Raw genomic sequence first — 15,130 nt, forward strand, 5'->3', positions numbered from 1 at the left:
TCAGCCGCCTCCGGCAACGGGCTGGCCCGGGGCTGGCTTTACCCGTTCCAGCGGATAGCCCCACAAGGCCCAGCCGTCGGTACCTTCCGGGAACCAATAGACTTTGGTGTATCCCCATTCGATTGCGCGTCGGGCGGCATTCCAGCTCATCCAGCAATCTTCCAGACAAAAGAACACGAGACCGTGGTTGATATCGCCATCGGTGCTGGCCTCTAGACCGGTACGAAAATAGTCTGTCGTAACATCGGCAATTGCGCCGTAGCCGACATTGGGCAACCACAGTGATCCCGGAATGCTGTCGCGCGGCTTGTCGCGCCAGATCGTGCCTTCAGGCAGATTGGCCGGTTTGGGCGGCTGCGGCAAAACGTCGATGAACGCGACGCTTTGTTCCTGCCATAGGCCGTACGCCTCTTCCGGGCCGATGACCGTCCCGCCGGTTATCTGATCCGGCACCGGCGCGCGGTAGTGGTCCATGCGATAATCACCTGGTTCGGGAACTGTCTGCGCTATTGCGGCAGTCGAGATCAACGCAATTGCCACCGATGCGCGCATCATTGCGACAGGTCCAGAACCTCGGTCCCCAGATCATTCACCAAGGGAACACCGGCCTCGGCCAATAACGAATTGATCCCGCCCTGGTTACGCCGGATCAGGGAATTCAGCTGTCTTTGCCATACCTTCTCACCCTGCCGCACGCCCATGGTGATGCGATAGAACAGGCGCGGTGGCAGCTCTTCCTTGACCAGCGGGATCACCTTGAAATCAGGATAGTCTGCCTTGACCAGTGGTCCGCCCAGCGGACCCCAAAGAATGGCCGCATCAATCTCACCTGTTTGCAGGTCATCCAGCATGTCGATGGCCGGGCTTTCCACACGTCGGTCAACGAAGAGGTTATAAGGCTTGGCTTGCCCGATCAGCCCGTTCCGCGCCATATGAGCCGCGGGTGGTGTACCCGCCACGATCCCGATCCGTTTCCCTTTGAGCAGGGGAGCGTTCAGCCTGTTCACCTGGGCCAGATCACTGTCCATCGGCACGATCAGCGCATAGGCGGACGTGTAGTAGTGGTTGGTGTTCTGCACCAGCTCATGACCTTGCGCATAACCGATCACCACATCGCAACGTTTGGCGGCCAGCGTGTTCCGTATGAAGCCCGTTGCCTGCGGAAACCAGACATATTGCACGGGCAATTCCAGCTTTGCGGCAATCAATTCGGCCAGTTTGTTTTCAAATCCCGATCCATCCTCGGATGACATGGGATAGTTGGCTGGATCCGCACAGACGCGAAAAGCCGTTCTTGAAACCAGGTCAGACGTCTGCGCCGACACGGGCACTGCCTGACAAAGCCAGACGCAAAGTCCGAAAATCGGCAGGCAGGCCTTAGCCCATACACGCATCTTCATCCTCGCGGATCACGTCGGATTTCGCCTCTTTCTTGGGCGGGCGGCCACGCGGGATCGCGCCCGATCCATGAGCCTTCAAGTATACATAGATGTCATCCAGAAAGCACATCACATTCGGGTTGTCGCCAAATCCCGGCATTACCGAGTTTTCAGCGGCGTTCACCACTTGGCGGCCATTGGTGACGACATCAACGAAGTCGTAATAATCCATTTCCAACGCAGACTCCTTCAGAGCCGGCGCATAGGTCGAGCCCTCGCCATCCGGGCCGTGACAGACATGGCATTCCGCGTGATAGCGCCGGAAGCCCGAAAATGTCATCCAGTCCACGGTTCCATCCTCGGCCACGTTGAATGTCGGGATATCGTCTTCGGTGTAATACCGTCCATCTTCGGAATACGCGACTGCCAGATTGTCAGCGATCGCGGCAACAGGAAGGCACAATGCAAGAATTGAAGCCAGAAGACGTACAGAATGGTTCATGGAACGCTCGTTTCTTTTCAAGTGAATACCGGCGCGGCCCGATTGAACCGCGCCGGCCAGATCTTTGGCTTAGTTCGGCAATGCGAACACGGTCAGCTGACCGCCCAGCGCGGTATAGTCGCTGAGTGCGGCATAGCCACCCACGGCGCCCAGACCGTCATTCGGGTTGGTCAAACCAGCCGCCAGACCGATACCGGCCCAGCCACCGACACCGGACAGGATGCCGATATACTGCTTGCCACCTTGCTCGTACGTCATCACGTTGCCGATGATGCCAGAGGGCGTTTTGAACTTGTACAGTTCTTCACCTGTTTCTGCATGAACAGCCTTCAGATACCCTTCGAGCGTTCCATAGAAGACAACGTCACCCGCTGTCGCCAGCGCACCCGACCAGACCGAGAACTGCTCTGGCAGTGACCACTTGATGCTTCCATCAGTGTTGTCCCAGGCAATGAAGTTGCCCATGCCACCATGGCTGTCTGGTGCCGGATACATCGCCAGAGTTGCACCCACATAGGGCTGACCAGCGGTATAGGACACGCGGAACGGCTCATAATCCATGCAGACATGGTTGGTTGGCACATACATCAACTGAGTCTTCGGCGAATAGGCCGCAGGCTGTTGGTCCTTGGTGCCCAAAGCCGCCGGGCAGATACCGGTCGAGTTCACGTCCTCGCCGTTCTGTTCCGTCGAATACTGCGCAACCACGGCTGGGCGGCCATAGGTTTCGCTGTTGGGATCCATGTCGACGCCAGTTGTCCAGTTCACAACCGGGTCGAATTTTTCGGCCACCAGCAGCTCGCCCGTCACGCGGTCCATGGTGTAACCAAGACCGTTGCGGTCGAAATGGGTCAGCAACTTGCGCTGCTCGCCATCAATTTCCTGTTCCGTAAGGATCATTTCATTGATGCCGTCATAGTCCCATTCATCATGCGGCGTCATCTGGTAGAACCATCTTGCCACGCCGGTGTCGATGTCACGCGCCATGATGGTCATCGACCAGCGGTTGTCGCCCGGACGCTGCGCCGGGTTCCAGGTCGACGGGTTCCCGGTGCCATAGTACATCAGGTTCTCGTCCAGATCCGCGGAATACCAGCCCCATGTGGTGCCGCCGCCGATCTTCCACTGATCGCCTTCCCAGGTGTTTGTACCCGAGTCCGCGCCAACCGGCTTACCCAGATGGGTGGTCTTTTCCGGATCAACAAGAATGTCCGAATCCGGCCCCATGGAATAGGCCCGCCAGACCTGCTCGCCCGAGTTCATATCATAGGCCGTAACAGACCCGCGCACACCGAATTCGCCACCCGAGATACCGACGATGACCTTGTCCTTGATTGGCAACACCGTGGCCGTGTTGGTTTCACCAATCGCCGGGTCGCCATTCTGGACTTCCCAGACGACATCGCCGGATTTGGCATCAAGCGCCACAACCTTGGTGTCGGCCTGATGCAGGAAGATCTTGCCATCCGCATAAGCCACACCGCGGTTCACCGTGTCACAGCACATAACCGGAATCACGTCCGGATCCTGCTTGGGCTCATACTTCCAGACGATTTTGCCCTCATTTGCCAGATCCAAAGCATAGACAATGTTCGGGAACGGCGTGTGGACATACATCATGTCACCAATCACCAGCGGTGAACCCTCGTGCCCGCGCAGAACACCGGTCGAGAAGGTCCACGCCACTTGCAGATCACCTACATTGTCTGCGTTGATCTGATCCAGTTCGGAATAGCGCTGATTTTTGTAGTCACCCGTCTGGATCGCCCATTGTTTTGCGTTCTCCATCTGGGCAACCAGGTCGTCATTTGCATAGGCCGTGGTGGCCAGTGCAATGGCAATCCCGGAGGTCCAAAGCGATAGATTTTTCATTCAATCTCCTCCCTTTCGTGCAGCGATCTCTCTCTGCATTGCAACACCTCACCCAGGTCGGATTACGGTGTCTGTTGATGCTCGCCCCGACCGACGGTTTTCCGGTCGCTTAGGTGGGAGAGCAATGCGATCTCCTACGACCCGCTGTCCTCAAAGGTCGCAAGATATGCTATGATGTTGGCCCGATCGTCCTCTTTTCGCAGCCCGGCGAAGGTCATCTTGATCCCCTTCGCGTAGTCGCGCGGTTTCGTCAGAAACGCGTCCAGTTCTTCGGGTGTCCAAACCAGCCCTTCTTCGGACAGCGAAATCAACACCGGTGAATAGCCAAATCCTTCTACGGTTGCGGCCTGACGTCCAACAATGCCGTTCAGCATCGGCCCCACCTTGTTTTCAGCCCCCTCGCCCACCGCATGGCAGGCCTTGCACTTGCGAAAGACTTTCTCACCCGCTTCGGGGTCGCCTTCGGCACTTGCGAAGGCGGGGGAAAGCATGAGGCAGGTTGCTGCGAATACCGTTCTGATCACTATCAATCTTTCCTTGCTATTTTCATTGGCTGAGACGTTCCGCGTGCCATTCGACATGGTCGCGCGCAAAACTGTTCACGAAGAAATACGAATGGTCATACCCTTCCTGAATTCTGATCTGTCCGGGCTGGCGGCGCTTTGCCATCATGTTTGCCAACGCTTCGGGTTTGAGCAGATCAAGGAACTGATCATCCGCGCCCTGATCAATCAGCAGGTCACCTTTCCAGCCGTGCTCTTCCAGCAGCAGGGTGGCGTCATGCGCGACCCAGGTGTTTTCGTCGTCACCCAGATAGCTGCTGAGCTGTTTACGGCCCCAATCCGACCGCGTCGGGTGCGCAATCGGCGCAAATGCCGAAAGAGACCCGAATTTGTCGGAGTTGCGTATCGCGATCGTAATCGCACCGTGCCCACCCATGGAATGGCCCGTGATCCCGTGACGATCCTGCACAGGGAAATTCTTTAGTACGATGTCGCGCAGTTCGTCGACGATGTAGTCATACATCCTGAAATGGGCCCGCCACGGGTCCCGGGTGGCGTTCACGTAAAACCCGGCCCCCTGCCCCAGATCATAGGCGTCATCATCGGCAACATTGTCACCACGCGGGGACGTATCGGGAAACACAACCGCAACACCGTAATCCGCGGCCGCCTCCTGAAATCCGCCTTTGGTCATCGCGTTTTCATGGGTGCAGGTCAGGCCGGACAAGTACCACAACACCGGCACCGGGCCGGATTTGGCCTGAGGCGGCAGGTAGACGGCAAAGGTCATCTCGCAATCACAGGTCTCGGACGCGTGGGAGTACACGGTCTGCTCCCCTCCGAAACTGCGGTTTTGCGAGATGGTTTTCAAACCCATGTCAGTACTCCACGACCGCGCGGATCGATTTACCCTGATGCATCAGGTCAAAGCCGTGGTTGATTTCATCAAGCGTCAGCTTGTGCGTGATCATGGGGTCGATCTCGATCTTCCCGGCCATGTACCAATCCACGATCTTCGGAACATCCGTCCGGCCCTTGGCACCGCCGAACGCGGTTCCGCGCCATGACCGGCCGGTGACCAGCTGGAACGGACGCGTTGAAATCTCGGCGCCAGCGGGTGCCACCCCGATGATGATGCTTTCACCCCAACCTTTGTGTGCGCATTCCAAAGCGGTCCGCATCACGCCGACATTGCCGGTCGCATCAAAGCTATAATCCGCACCGCCGCCGGTCAGTTCGACCAGATGCGCCACGATATCACCGCTGACGTTCGAGGGGTTCACGAAATCGGTCATACCGAAATGAGTCGCCATTTCGGCCTTGCCGTCATTCAGGTCGACACCAACGATCTGATCACAGCCCGCCATGCGACAGCCCTGAATGACGTTCAGGCCGATCCCGCCCAGACCAAAGACCACGCAACGCGAACCAATTTCGACCTTGGCGGTGTTGATAACGGCCCCGATGCCGGTGGTCACGCCGCAGCCGATGTAACAAATCTTGTCAAACGGCGCATCCTTGCGCACCTTGGCCAGCGCAATCTCGGGCACCACGGTGTGATTGGCAAAAGTCGAACAGCCCATGTAGTGGTGGATCGGTGTGCCATCCAACATGCTGAACCGGGTCGTTCCATCCGGCAACAGACCGGCACCCTGAGTCGCCCGCACTTTCTGACACAGGTTTGTCTTGGGGTTCAGGCAATATTCGCATTCGCGGCACTCGGGTGTGTACAGCGGTATCACGTGATCGCCGACGGTTAGGCTGGTAACGCCTTCCCCGATCTCCAGAACAACCCCGGCACCCTCATGGCCCAAAATTGCAGGGAAAATCCCTTCGGGGTCATCTCCGGAACGGGTAAACTCATCCGTATGACATAGACCGGTCGCCTTGACCTCGATCAGGACTTCACCTGCTTTCGGGCCGTCCAGCTCAACCTCCATGATTTCCAGAGGTTGGCCTGCCGCCACAGCAACCGCCGCGCGTGTTCTCATCTCCGTCTGTCCTCCCATGGCACCGGAATCAACCGCAGTCCGGCAGCTTGGGTCGAGTATGGGGGCGAGCACCACGTGCAAACAATTAAGACAATGGTGTGTATTGGGCTGAATGGACTTCGCGCGCACATTTCATGCATGATGTCCGCGTGGAGGAAAGCTGTGATGTCAAACGGCAAGCTGATTGTTTTGGCGCTGGCCTGTCTGGGTGCGGCTGGCCCTGGCTTGGCTGCGGATTTCTCCGATCCAACATGGCCGTGCATTCAGCGCAAGGTCGAGGACCTTTCGCTGGGCCTCATGTGGCCGTATCAGGTTGTTGACGGCGAAACCGCTAAAAACACTGCCGACATCGACGAAATCGCCGGGCTGTTGGCCCTGAGGCGGATCGAACTGGAAGACCTTCGGCCCCAGGTTGCAGAGTTCGCCGCGCGGTACAATGGGGATCCGGATATTCTGGGTCAGGTGTTCCAGCGCGTCTTTGACACCTTGTCCAAAAGGCGCAAGCACATCATCGCGGGGATCGGAGAGTTTTCGCTCAAGCAGATCGATCTGGCAGAAAAGATTGATCTGGCCAGGGTGGAAATGGACCAAGCCCTGTCTTCCGACCCGCCCGACCATGACCGCGTTGACGCCCTGGAAGAGCAGCTGGATTGGGATCAGCTTATCTATTCTGACCGTCAACGCTCGATCACCTATCTGTGTGAAACGCCGCAAATCATCGAGCGGCGCCTGTTCGCGATTTCGCAAATGCTGCAACAATTGACCTCAGACCAGGGTTGACGCAGCGCCCTCGGGGGCAAGGAGGGACACATGAAACACGTATTGATCATCTTTCTGACGCTGTCGCCCCTCTCGGCCCTGGGCCAGTCCCCGCTCAGCGGCGTTGACATGACCCTGCCCAAAATGACCCAAGCGCAAATGACCCGCGCCGATGTCGTGGCCCAGCTTGCGGCTGCAACGGCCGACGCCCCTGCCGATTTCACCCGGGTCTGGCTGAACAATCTCGACTTGTCCGGGTTGGATTTCAGCAACGCAATCCTGCGGGCGACGTCATTGAACGGCACCAATTTGTCGGGATCCACTCTGGACGGGGCGATTCTTAGCCAATCCTGGATGATCGGCGCCAACCTTTCAGGCGCATCTCTTGTCGGGGCCGAGCTGTTCCAGACCCAGCTCAGCCGGGCGGATCTGAGCGATACGGATTTCACAAACGCCAGAACAGCCGCCGATTTCACCAAGGCCAATCTGAACCGGGCGGTATTCAAAGGGGCGGATTTTTCGGCCGACATGCGCAACCAATCCATGGGGCTTATGCGCGGTGTTCTGTCCTCGGCTCGTGGATCGGACGTGGATTTCACTGATGCGCAAATGTCCCGCGCCGATCTGGAATTTGCCAAATTGCCTAACGCCAATTTCACCAATGCCGATTTGTCGATGGCCACATTGGGCGGGGCTGACCTGACAGGAGCCACTTTGTCCGGTGCCGATTTTACGAACGCCGATTTGACGGCAACGCGGCTGACTGATGTTCAAGGCGCAGATCAGGCCAATCTGAACGAAGCGAAAAACGTGGATCGGGCCATTCGCTGACCGGGCTATTCCCATTCGAGTTCAGTGAATGCGACCGTTGCATTGCGCGGGTTGTAGGTGTCAAACAAGTCCCAGTGCACTGCTTCTTCCTGAGCGATCGTTTCAACCGCATCCCCCAACCGCTGGCCACTGTCGATTGCTTTGCGTGTGTCGCTTTCCAGCACGTTCAAATAGCGCATGATATCCTCGGCCCCTTCAGGCCACGCCAGGATCGGCCCACCATGGCCCGGTACGATTTGGGTGACCTCAAGCCCGGTCAACTGTTTCAAGACGCGTTGCCAGCCTATCAGTTGACCATCCAATGCCGGGGTGTGCCGGTGAAATACAAGATCGCCGGTGAACATGACGCCGGTGTTTGCATCCATCACGGTCAAGTCATTCCCGGTATGTGCCCGGGGCCAGGCCCGCAGGATCAGTTTGCGCCCACCCAGATCAATCTCGTGCGTGGTTTCGACGGCGATGTCGACGGAAATCGGCCCAATGCCCACATAGGCGCTTTCGCCGATCGCGGCGCTCAGGCTTTCGACATAGTTGCCCAACCGGTCCAGCAACGCTCTCTCCAGCCCCACATGGCCAACAACCTGCGCACCTGAAAGGACCAAAGGCTCTGTACCCAATGTGTGATCGGGATGCATGTGAGTCAAAATTACGTGACTGACTGGCTTGTCCGTCTCGGCCCGAATGGCCCGCCAGACAGCCTCGCCTATCCATGGTGCCGTTCCCGTGTCAATCACTGCGACACTGTCCTGGCCAATGACAAACCCGATATTGGACACGTCGCCCAGATTGTCCGCGTCGGGTTCCGCTATCAAGCCGCGATGCACGAACAGACCCGGCGCAGCTTCTTCAAATTCCAGAGCCTGGCCAATGGGTTGGCAATAAGGCGCGCCGCTGCGCCGATCGGACAGCGGCGGAGGAGTTGATTTCAGCTTCTGCTCGCATTCAGCCTGGGATCGGGCTTCGTAACCCGGCAAAAATTGTTCTCTGCAAGGCTCTGCCGCGACCTGCGCGCATAGCAAAATTACGGCTTCAAACATGGCAGCCCTCCGACCGGAACATTGGCACAGATCTCTGCCCGAACCACCGCGCCTTTCGTCGGCATGTATTTTCCCCGCATTTTGTGGCACATTCTTGGCCACCGGTTGCCGGAGGAGACACCATGGCCAGAGCACTAGCACCCGCAGCGATCCTTTCTCTTGCGCTGTCCCTGCCTGCATGGGCACAGCAGCCGATCAAAAATCCGCTGGTCGACAGCGAAACCTGGAAGGACCTGCAATACGATGTCGTGGGCGACGCCCAGATCGGGAACGCGGACACGCTGCTTTCGCTGGACGCCCCATACCGGGCGCATGATGCCGCAACGGTGCCGATCGTTTTGAAACAGCTTGATCCCGATGCCCAGATTTCTGCTGCCACCGTCGTGATCGACGAAAACCCGGCCCCGATCGCCGGCGTCTTCAGCTTTTCACCGGCCATGGGTCAGTTGGATTTCGAGATGCGCGTTCGCGTGAACCAATATTCGAATGTTCGCGTGATCGCTGAAACGCCGGACGGGCTTCATATGACAGGCCGGTTTGTCAAAGCATCGGGCGGCTGTTCGGCACCGGCCAGCAAAGACCCAGAGGTCGCATTGGCGTCCATGGGCAAGATGAAGCTGCGCAGCTTTGGGGAAGAGGCGCAGATTTCCACTTCACGCCGAGAAGCTCAGATCATGATCCGCCATCCGAACTATTCCGGCCTGCAACGCGATCAGGTCACGCAACTGTTCATCCCCGCGCATTTCATCGACCATATCGAAGTCTGGCAGGGCGATGAGTTGCTGTTCACGATGGATGGCGGCATCTCGATCTCGGAAAACCCGGCTTTCCGTTTTGCCTACAATGACAACGGCTCGACCATGTTGACGGTCAAGGCAACGGATACCGAGGGCAACACGTTCGAAAAAGACCTGCCCAAAGCAGCGGCCAGCTGACGGACGGGCCTGCGTTTATCGGAAACAGACAACCTCGGCTTCTGCCTGCGCCCGGCGCAGGTCAGCCACCATGTTTTCGGCCAGTACCGCGCTTTTGAAAAACGCCATACGCTCTCCCCCGACCCGACGCATAGACAGAACAGTTTCCGCCTGTTCATAATGCTCATACGGCAGGATCGAAGCGATCAAATCGATCGAGCATGAACACCTATCCAGCATCTCGCGGGTTTGACCGTTGGTGACCATACATGCAAACACGTAATCCGCGCGCGCCGCGGTCGGGTAGTCATTGAGCCGATCCGCAACGCTTTGTGCTGACGCTGCAATGGGCGCGGCCAGAATGCCCGCGACCAGGGCCGTAAAGGTCATGCGGCTGCGTTCCCGAATTTGGCCTGACGTTTTCATTCGCGACCCTCCTGCATTCCTTCAAACCGCATTTCCGATCGATAAACGGCCGTGCCGTCACGTTCGGAAACAGCTTCCGCCACAAGGCTCAGATACCAGCCCGGAACCTCTTCTGACACCGTGACGCGAAGAACCAGGTCTCCGAACCCTTGCATCCGGTCGCGGTTCGGATCCTCGGCGAAAGGACGCATGAAAATGGTCCGAACGGGGATGGTTCTGCCACCAATCGCCGCCTCGCCTTCGACGATCTCGGCAGGTTGAACCAGCGCATCCTTGATACGGTTTCGGATGTAAAACGGGCTGCCTCCGGCGGACTCGGCCATATCCCGGATGGCGCTTTCATAGAAAACCATGATCATCGGATTGCCGACGCTGGCCGGAAAAACACCCATGGCGCGGTGTTTGTCATCTTGGCGAAATTCCAGATGGGCCATCTCGTTCCCGTCATCCAAAAAACTGAGAGAGATAAGACCGGTATCGCGTTCCGCCGCATCGGGTCTTAGCCGGTTTGTGACGGTACGCTGATAGATCAATTCCTTATCACGTTCGATTGTGTCCAGAACGCCATTTTGGAACAGCAAATCATAGGCTTGCTCGGCATCAACCGATGCCGCGGAAACGGCTTTCAAACTCAGAAACAAAACGGCGATGCCGCAAAGAAGCCTTCTCATATCCTGGCCCTCCCAAGGATGAGAGTATGGGCAAATCGCCCCATGTCATCGCCGACTTTTGTCGGTGTTGAGCGTTTGCGCGTGCAGGGCATTCTGTATCTTCCAAAAGATCAAGGACCGCAGCCGAGGCAGCTTGACCGGTTTCGCCATAACCGAAATTTCATGCCGCAATCCGTCTTTGCGCAACGCTTCGCTGCGATCAGCCGTGATCAGAATCGCCGGAACTTGAGTCTGCGTCATCTCTCGGATCCGGTGAATGGCCATCACGCCAGTTTCCCCATCATCCAATTGATAGTCGGCCAGAATGATATCCGGGGGCATTCCTATGTCTTTTATGAATTGCAGCGCTTCCTTCGGCGACCGAGCCGGCAGAACACTGGCGCCGTTCTGTTCCAGCCACTGGGTTGTTCCAAAAAGAACATCGCGGTCGTTTTCAATCACCAGAATGATGAAATCCAACGGCACGTCGCCCGTATTGGCCAGAAGATCCAAGGGTTCGATGGTGCTTGGCCAACTTTCGACCCTGTCCATTTCTATGCTGAACACTGAACCAATGCCAGGTTTGGACCGCAGCGACAGCTTGTGACCCAACAGCCGGCAGGCGCGGTCCACGACGGACAAACCCAGCCCCATGCCGGACCCCAATGGCACGTTTTCGGCCCGAGTGAATTCCTCGAACACGCGTTCCTGGTCTTTGCGTGCGATACCGATACCCGTATCCCAGACCTGCAAAATGACCTTGTCGCCGCGCCTGCGGCACCCCACCAGAACCCGACCACCCGGTTCGGTATACTGGATGGCATTCACGACTAAATTCTGGATCGAGCGCAACAGATAGACCGGGTCGGATTTCACGATTTCCGAACACGGAACCACATCAAGCGTCACATTCTTGCTCTCGGCCACCAGCGTTTGGTCGCCCTGTATCCCTGCAATCATCGTAGCAAGGCTAACTTCTGTGGGTGAGACCGTGTCCGGGTCAGCGGTTTCAAGCCGCGATATATCCAGCAATGAGTGCAACAGTTGTTCAGCAGATCCAAACGCACCGTCCAACCGCTCCATCATCTCATGAAGCTCTGTCTCACGCGTGATCTCCAGCAGGGTCGAGATCATGAGTTTTGCGGCATTGATCGGTTGAAGCAGGTCGTGGCTGGCGGCCGCAAGAAATCGTGTCTTGGAAGAAACCGCAGCTTCGGCGCGTTCCTTTGCGATCCGCAGCGCCTCTTCCACCCGCGCTTTTTCTTCGTATTCCTGAACCAGCTTGGCGTTGGCATGGGTCAACTCTGCCGTGCGTTCCATAACCCGGTTTTCCAGGGTTTCGGTCGCGCGTGCTTCGAACGTTACGTCTTTCAGCTCGACCAGAAAACCACCATCCGGTAGCTGGTTGACCTGAATGTCCAATACGCGGTCTGATCCGTCGCGCACACGTTTGCGCAACCAGCCACGGCTTTTCAGCTCGTGTTGCCACTTGCCGATCCTGAGTTCATCATCGGCCTTGATCAGCCCACGCGCCCGCATCAGATCCAAAAGCGTTTGCACTGGCATATTTGCCTGCAAGACGGATAGCGGCAGGTTCAGTATTTCCCGGAACCGCGCATTGTGCATCATGATCTTCGTATCTGACGAAAACGTGCAAACGCCTGAGCTCATGTTTTGGAAAACCGCCTTAAGGTAGTCCTCCTGACGGTCAATAAGGGTTTCTTTCTCATCACGGTTTCTGCGAACAACGGATGTGATATCGGTCAACAGAATGACCACATTCTGAGGCGACGTGTATTGTGCGCTGAGTTGATACCAACGATCCCTACGCAGTTCGATCACGTCGCTGGACACCATCCCGGTATGGCAATTGCGCTCAAGCGCATCCAGCATTTTCGATATGCCATTATCGGACGATACGAATTCAGGACTGTTCTGCACCAACAGAAAAAACCGACCCAGGCTGAGGCCGGGCCCGACAACATCAGACATATCCGGGAAGATCGCCTGAAACAGCTCGTTGCACAGGTTCAAATCACCATCCGTGAACAGCGCAAACCCTTCTTCCATGGAAGACAGGGCCTTGACGAGGCTCTTGCGGGTTTGTTCGCGTTCGTATCTGGCGCTTTCAAGTTCGGTGGTCGCGCGTTCCAGATCGCGACTCTGCTTCATCACCTGCTGCTGCAACTCTATCGCCGATTGAAACGCCAGAAAGGCGGACGGGCCTACATCTTTCTGACGGTTGGCGCGCCGCATCAGCGCATCAATGATCTTGGCCTGTTTGGATATCTGGATCTCTGGCGGGTCGTCAGGATTAAGCATGATCAGCTCAGTTCCCGCTTTTCGGGTTCAAAGAAAGCGACCCCTACAAAGGTCTGGTTCATGTGAACGCCGGATTGCTGTTCGCCGTAGGTGTTGAAGCCAACCACCCGGTGGGATTGCAAAACATCCGAAACCTGTTTGCTCAACTGCTTCTGTTCGATTTCGAGTTTCCGCAGAATACAGTCGAATCCAAGAATGAAATCCGGGGCCGTCCCGGTGTTGTCGCGCACATTCAACCCAGCTTCGAGCGTTTCAATAATCTCCTTCCCGCGCCCCAGTGTCATGATAAGGCCGTCATCGATCGCCGCTAGAAAAGACAGGGATCCCCCCTCCATCGGTTCACGAATGGCACGTACATAGTAATTGAGGTTCTGTCTGAGAAGCAGCGGGTTTTCCGCGAATACCAGTGGCGAAAGATCTTCGGCCGCGCACCCGACCAGTCGTGCATATTCCTGCGCTGCCGGCGCCCCGTTGATCTCATACACCACCCGTTCTTCCGGGTTGGCGTCGGTGATGATGATCTCTGACCCGATGGGCAGGAAATGATCAAAACCGATACCCTGAAAACCAAGGTTGGTTTCAATCAACAACAGGACGGCAGCATTGTTGTGCGCGCTGCCACCGTGAAAAACGAACGTCTCTTCATATTGAAGGCCATCCCCGGCAGAGCCGCCAAATATCGGCAATCCATCCAGAACGGTTTCCAGCGTTGAAACCAGCAAGTCTTCCTGCTTGGACAATCCATCCGTAAACACCAGCGCCAGCCTGTTCCACCCCGCCGTGTGGCGGAATCTTTCGGCCAACCGCTGCGCTGCGGCAGCGATCTCCATTGAATTGAGCGGCCTGAGCGACTCGAACAAAATGGACGAACACCGAAAGTTGGACTTTGGAAAGGCCAACAGCAAAAGCGCATGGGATTCATAACCCGATCGCGTGATTTGACCTGCGGTAGTGCAGCCAAATACTGGAACACCCGCAAGTCTTCTGTTCAGGCAACATGACACCTCTGCCGGGTCAAGAGTGCTGGGAATAAAGGCCAGGACAAAGCAGGACGACAGACTGTCGATTTCCGCGCAGGCTTCTTCAACGGCGGTCGTCGGGTCCAAATCATCGGAACGGCCAATCGCAATGAAATTTGGTTCATGCTCCAGATCCCGCATGTGTCCCCCCTAGTGTTGAAGAAAGGATTTGACCTCCGGTTCGTGTCGCGACTGTCTGGCGACAACCGAGTCGACCAGAACAGCGGCCTGGGTCCGGTTGCGCACCCCAAGGCGGCGCAGCAAAGCGGTGATATGTGCCTTGACCGTCGCCTCGGCCAACGACAGCTCATATGCAATCTGTTTGTTGGATTGGCCCACGCAGATAAGCTTGAGAATTTTAACCTGCTGCGGCGTCAGTGATGAAAGCTCGGGGCTGGATTGGTAGACGGTGCTTTCGGAGGGCTTCAGCTCTTCGACGCGGTTGTATTCGGTGGGTACGTATCTCCGCCCAGAGCTGATCTCCTGAATGGCGTGTTTCAGGGTTTGCGCCGGCGTATCTTTCGGCAGAAATCCCATCGCACCGTGGTCCAGCAAAGATCTTACCAACTCTCCGGATGCCAGTGACGATATCACCAGAACCGGCGCATTCGGACAGCGCTGCCGTAGCTGCTGAAAACCCGAGATACCCGTTACGTCCGGCAATTTCAGATCGAACATGATCAGATCGGGCTTGAAGCCTGCGCCAAGTATTTCAAGTGTCTGCTTCAGCGTGTTGGCTTTTTCAATTCGGCAGTTCTCGAAGCTCAGCTGCAACGCCGCGGCCAAGGCATCGCTGAACAGCGGATGATCATCCACGATAAGCACGCTGGACACCTGGTCCACCGGTTTAGGGCATCCCGCAATGTGCATTGCTTCTCCTCCGACAGGAAAGGTACAGCATTTCCCGATCAGTTCAACTGTTTCA

Annotated in this window: 16 protein-coding genes; 3 read left to right on the forward strand and 13 right to left on the reverse strand. The window is 56.8% G+C overall.

Annotation, left to right across the window (positions count from 1 at the left end; genetic code table 11):
- The 7 genes from GS611_RS15695 to GS611_RS15725 all read right to left on the reverse strand — a co-directional run bounded on the left by GS611_RS15695 (position 1) and on the right by GS611_RS15725 (position 6,247).
- On the reverse strand, positions 1–555 hold the full coding sequence (locus tag GS611_RS15695) for a PQQ-dependent catabolism-associated CXXCW motif protein (protein ID WP_171637181.1): 555 nt from the start codon (positions 553–555) through the stop codon (positions 1–3).
- Positions 552–1,394 (reverse strand): substrate-binding domain-containing protein, encoded by an 843-nt coding sequence (locus GS611_RS15700; protein ID WP_371732279.1) that lies wholly within the window; start codon positions 1,392–1,394, stop codon positions 552–554. Before GS611_RS15700 ends, GS611_RS15695 begins: the two co-directional genes overlap by 4 nt.
- Positions 1,378–1,881: a c-type cytochrome, methanol metabolism-related gene (locus tag GS611_RS15705; RefSeq protein WP_171637183.1), complete on the reverse strand. Its 504-nt coding sequence runs from the start codon at positions 1,879–1,881 to the stop codon at positions 1,378–1,380. Before GS611_RS15705 ends, GS611_RS15700 begins: the two co-directional genes overlap by 17 nt.
- Before the next feature lie 69 nt (positions 1,882–1,950).
- The gene (gene xoxF5, locus GS611_RS15710) at positions 1,951–3,753 is read right to left on the reverse strand and encodes a lanthanide-dependent methanol dehydrogenase XoxF5 (RefSeq protein ID WP_171637184.1); all 1,803 of its coding nucleotides are present in this window, start codon (positions 3,751–3,753) and stop codon (positions 1,951–1,953) included.
- A gap of 134 nt (positions 3,754–3,887) precedes the next feature.
- Complete coding sequence (locus GS611_RS15715; RefSeq protein WP_171637185.1) at positions 3,888–4,244, reverse strand: cytochrome c family protein; 357 nt, start codon at positions 4,242–4,244, stop codon at positions 3,888–3,890.
- Positions 4,245–4,299: 55 nt separating this feature from the next.
- Positions 4,300–5,133, reverse strand: a complete 834-nt coding sequence (gene fghA, locus GS611_RS15720) for an S-formylglutathione hydrolase (RefSeq protein WP_216598307.1) — start codon at positions 5,131–5,133, stop codon at positions 4,300–4,302.
- A gap of 1 nt (position 5,134) precedes the next feature.
- On the reverse strand, positions 5,135–6,247 hold the full coding sequence (locus GS611_RS15725) for an S-(hydroxymethyl)glutathione dehydrogenase/class III alcohol dehydrogenase (protein WP_171637187.1): 1,113 nt from the start codon (positions 6,245–6,247) through the stop codon (positions 5,135–5,137).
- 165 nt (positions 6,248–6,412) lie between these two features.
- Here GS611_RS15725 and GS611_RS15730 point away from each other — a divergent pair, with 165 nt between their 5' ends.
- Positions 6,413–7,027, forward strand: a complete 615-nt coding sequence (locus GS611_RS15730) for a hypothetical protein (protein WP_171637189.1) — start codon at positions 6,413–6,415, stop codon at positions 7,025–7,027.
- A gap of 30 nt (positions 7,028–7,057) precedes the next feature.
- The gene (locus GS611_RS15735; RefSeq protein WP_171637191.1) at positions 7,058–7,837 is read left to right on the forward strand and encodes a pentapeptide repeat-containing protein; all 780 of its coding nucleotides are present in this window, start codon (positions 7,058–7,060) and stop codon (positions 7,835–7,837) included.
- A gap of 5 nt (positions 7,838–7,842) precedes the next feature.
- Here the strand turns inward: GS611_RS15735 and GS611_RS15740 are convergent, their stop codons facing one another.
- Complete coding sequence (locus GS611_RS15740) at positions 7,843–8,874, reverse strand: quinoprotein relay system zinc metallohydrolase 2 (protein WP_171637192.1); 1,032 nt, start codon at positions 8,872–8,874, stop codon at positions 7,843–7,845.
- 122 nt (positions 8,875–8,996) lie between these two features.
- Here GS611_RS15740 and GS611_RS15745 point away from each other — a divergent pair, with 122 nt between their 5' ends.
- Complete coding sequence (locus GS611_RS15745; RefSeq protein ID WP_171637193.1) at positions 8,997–9,809, forward strand: quinoprotein dehydrogenase-associated SoxYZ-like carrier; 813 nt, start codon at positions 8,997–8,999, stop codon at positions 9,807–9,809.
- 15 nt (positions 9,810–9,824) lie between these two features.
- On the opposite strand, the gene GS611_RS15750 is transcribed toward GS611_RS15745, so the two are convergent.
- From GS611_RS15750 to GS611_RS15770, 5 genes are read right to left on the reverse strand one after another with little or no spacing between them, the layout of a single operon-like run.
- Positions 9,825–10,178, reverse strand: coding sequence for a hypothetical protein (locus GS611_RS15750; RefSeq protein WP_171637237.1), 354 nt, complete (start codon positions 10,176–10,178; stop codon positions 9,825–9,827).
- Between the two features lie 32 nt (positions 10,179–10,210).
- Entirely contained in the window at positions 10,211–10,885 is a 675-nt protein-coding gene (locus GS611_RS15755; RefSeq protein ID WP_171637194.1) for a hypothetical protein, read from the reverse strand.
- 45 nt (positions 10,886–10,930) lie between these two features.
- Complete coding sequence (locus GS611_RS15760; protein ID WP_171637195.1) at positions 10,931–13,186, reverse strand: PAS-domain containing protein; 2,256 nt, start codon at positions 13,184–13,186, stop codon at positions 10,931–10,933.
- Between the two features lie 2 nt (positions 13,187–13,188).
- A complete protein-coding gene (locus tag GS611_RS15765) occupies positions 13,189–14,346 on the reverse strand; it encodes an FIST N-terminal domain-containing protein (protein WP_171637196.1) in 1,158 nt (385 codons plus the stop codon).
- Positions 14,347–14,355: 9 nt separating this feature from the next.
- Positions 14,356–15,075 (reverse strand): response regulator transcription factor, encoded by a 720-nt coding sequence (locus GS611_RS15770; RefSeq protein ID WP_171637197.1) that lies wholly within the window; start codon positions 15,073–15,075, stop codon positions 14,356–14,358.
- Between the last annotated feature and the right edge of the window lie 55 nt (positions 15,076–15,130).

The sequence above is a fragment of the Ruegeria sp. HKCCD6119 genome, from assembly GCF_013110585.1.
GTDB lineage: Bacteria > Pseudomonadota > Alphaproteobacteria > Rhodobacterales > Rhodobacteraceae > Ruegeria.

What these genes read in the sequence shown, in the direction of transcription:
- GS611_RS15695 (WP_171637181.1), bottom strand. Translation starts at nt 555, where the DNA reads ATGATGCGCGCATCGGTGGCAATTGCGTTGATCTCGACTGCCGCAATA.
- GS611_RS15700 (WP_371732279.1), bottom strand. Translation starts at nt 1,394, where the DNA reads ATGCGTGTATGGGCTAAGGCCTGCCTGCCGATTTTCGGACTTTGCGTC.
- GS611_RS15705 (WP_171637183.1), bottom strand. Translation starts at nt 1,881, where the DNA reads ATGAACCATTCTGTACGTCTTCTGGCTTCAATTCTTGCATTGTGCCTT.
- xoxF5 (WP_171637184.1), bottom strand. Translation starts at nt 3,753, where the DNA reads ATGAAAAATCTATCGCTTTGGACCTCCGGGATTGCCATTGCACTGGCC.
- GS611_RS15715 (WP_171637185.1), bottom strand. Translation starts at nt 4,244, where the DNA reads ATGCTTTCCCCCGCCTTCGCAAGTGCCGAAGGCGACCCCGAAGCGGGT.
- fghA (WP_216598307.1), bottom strand. Translation starts at nt 5,133, where the DNA reads ATGGGTTTGAAAACCATCTCGCAAAACCGCAGTTTCGGAGGGGAGCAG.
- GS611_RS15725 (WP_171637187.1), bottom strand. Translation starts at nt 6,247, where the DNA reads ATGAGAACACGCGCGGCGGTTGCTGTGGCGGCAGGCCAACCTCTGGAA.
- GS611_RS15730 (WP_171637189.1), top strand. Translation starts at nt 6,413, where the DNA reads ATGTCAAACGGCAAGCTGATTGTTTTGGCGCTGGCCTGTCTGGGTGCG.
- GS611_RS15735 (WP_171637191.1), top strand. Translation starts at nt 7,058, where the DNA reads ATGAAACACGTATTGATCATCTTTCTGACGCTGTCGCCCCTCTCGGCC.
- GS611_RS15740 (WP_171637192.1), bottom strand. Translation starts at nt 8,874, where the DNA reads ATGTTTGAAGCCGTAATTTTGCTATGCGCGCAGGTCGCGGCAGAGCCT.
- GS611_RS15745 (WP_171637193.1), top strand. Translation starts at nt 8,997, where the DNA reads ATGGCCAGAGCACTAGCACCCGCAGCGATCCTTTCTCTTGCGCTGTCC.
- GS611_RS15750 (WP_171637237.1), bottom strand. Translation starts at nt 10,178, where the DNA reads ATGACCTTTACGGCCCTGGTCGCGGGCATTCTGGCCGCGCCCATTGCA.
- GS611_RS15755 (WP_171637194.1), bottom strand. Translation starts at nt 10,885, where the DNA reads ATGAGAAGGCTTCTTTGCGGCATCGCCGTTTTGTTTCTGAGTTTGAAA.
- GS611_RS15760 (WP_171637195.1), bottom strand. Translation starts at nt 13,186, where the DNA reads ATGCTTAATCCTGACGACCCGCCAGAGATCCAGATATCCAAACAGGCC.
- GS611_RS15765 (WP_171637196.1), bottom strand. Translation starts at nt 14,346, where the DNA reads ATGCGGGATCTGGAGCATGAACCAAATTTCATTGCGATTGGCCGTTCC.
- GS611_RS15770 (WP_171637197.1), bottom strand. Translation starts at nt 15,075, where the DNA reads ATGCACATTGCGGGATGCCCTAAACCGGTGGACCAGGTGTCCAGCGTG.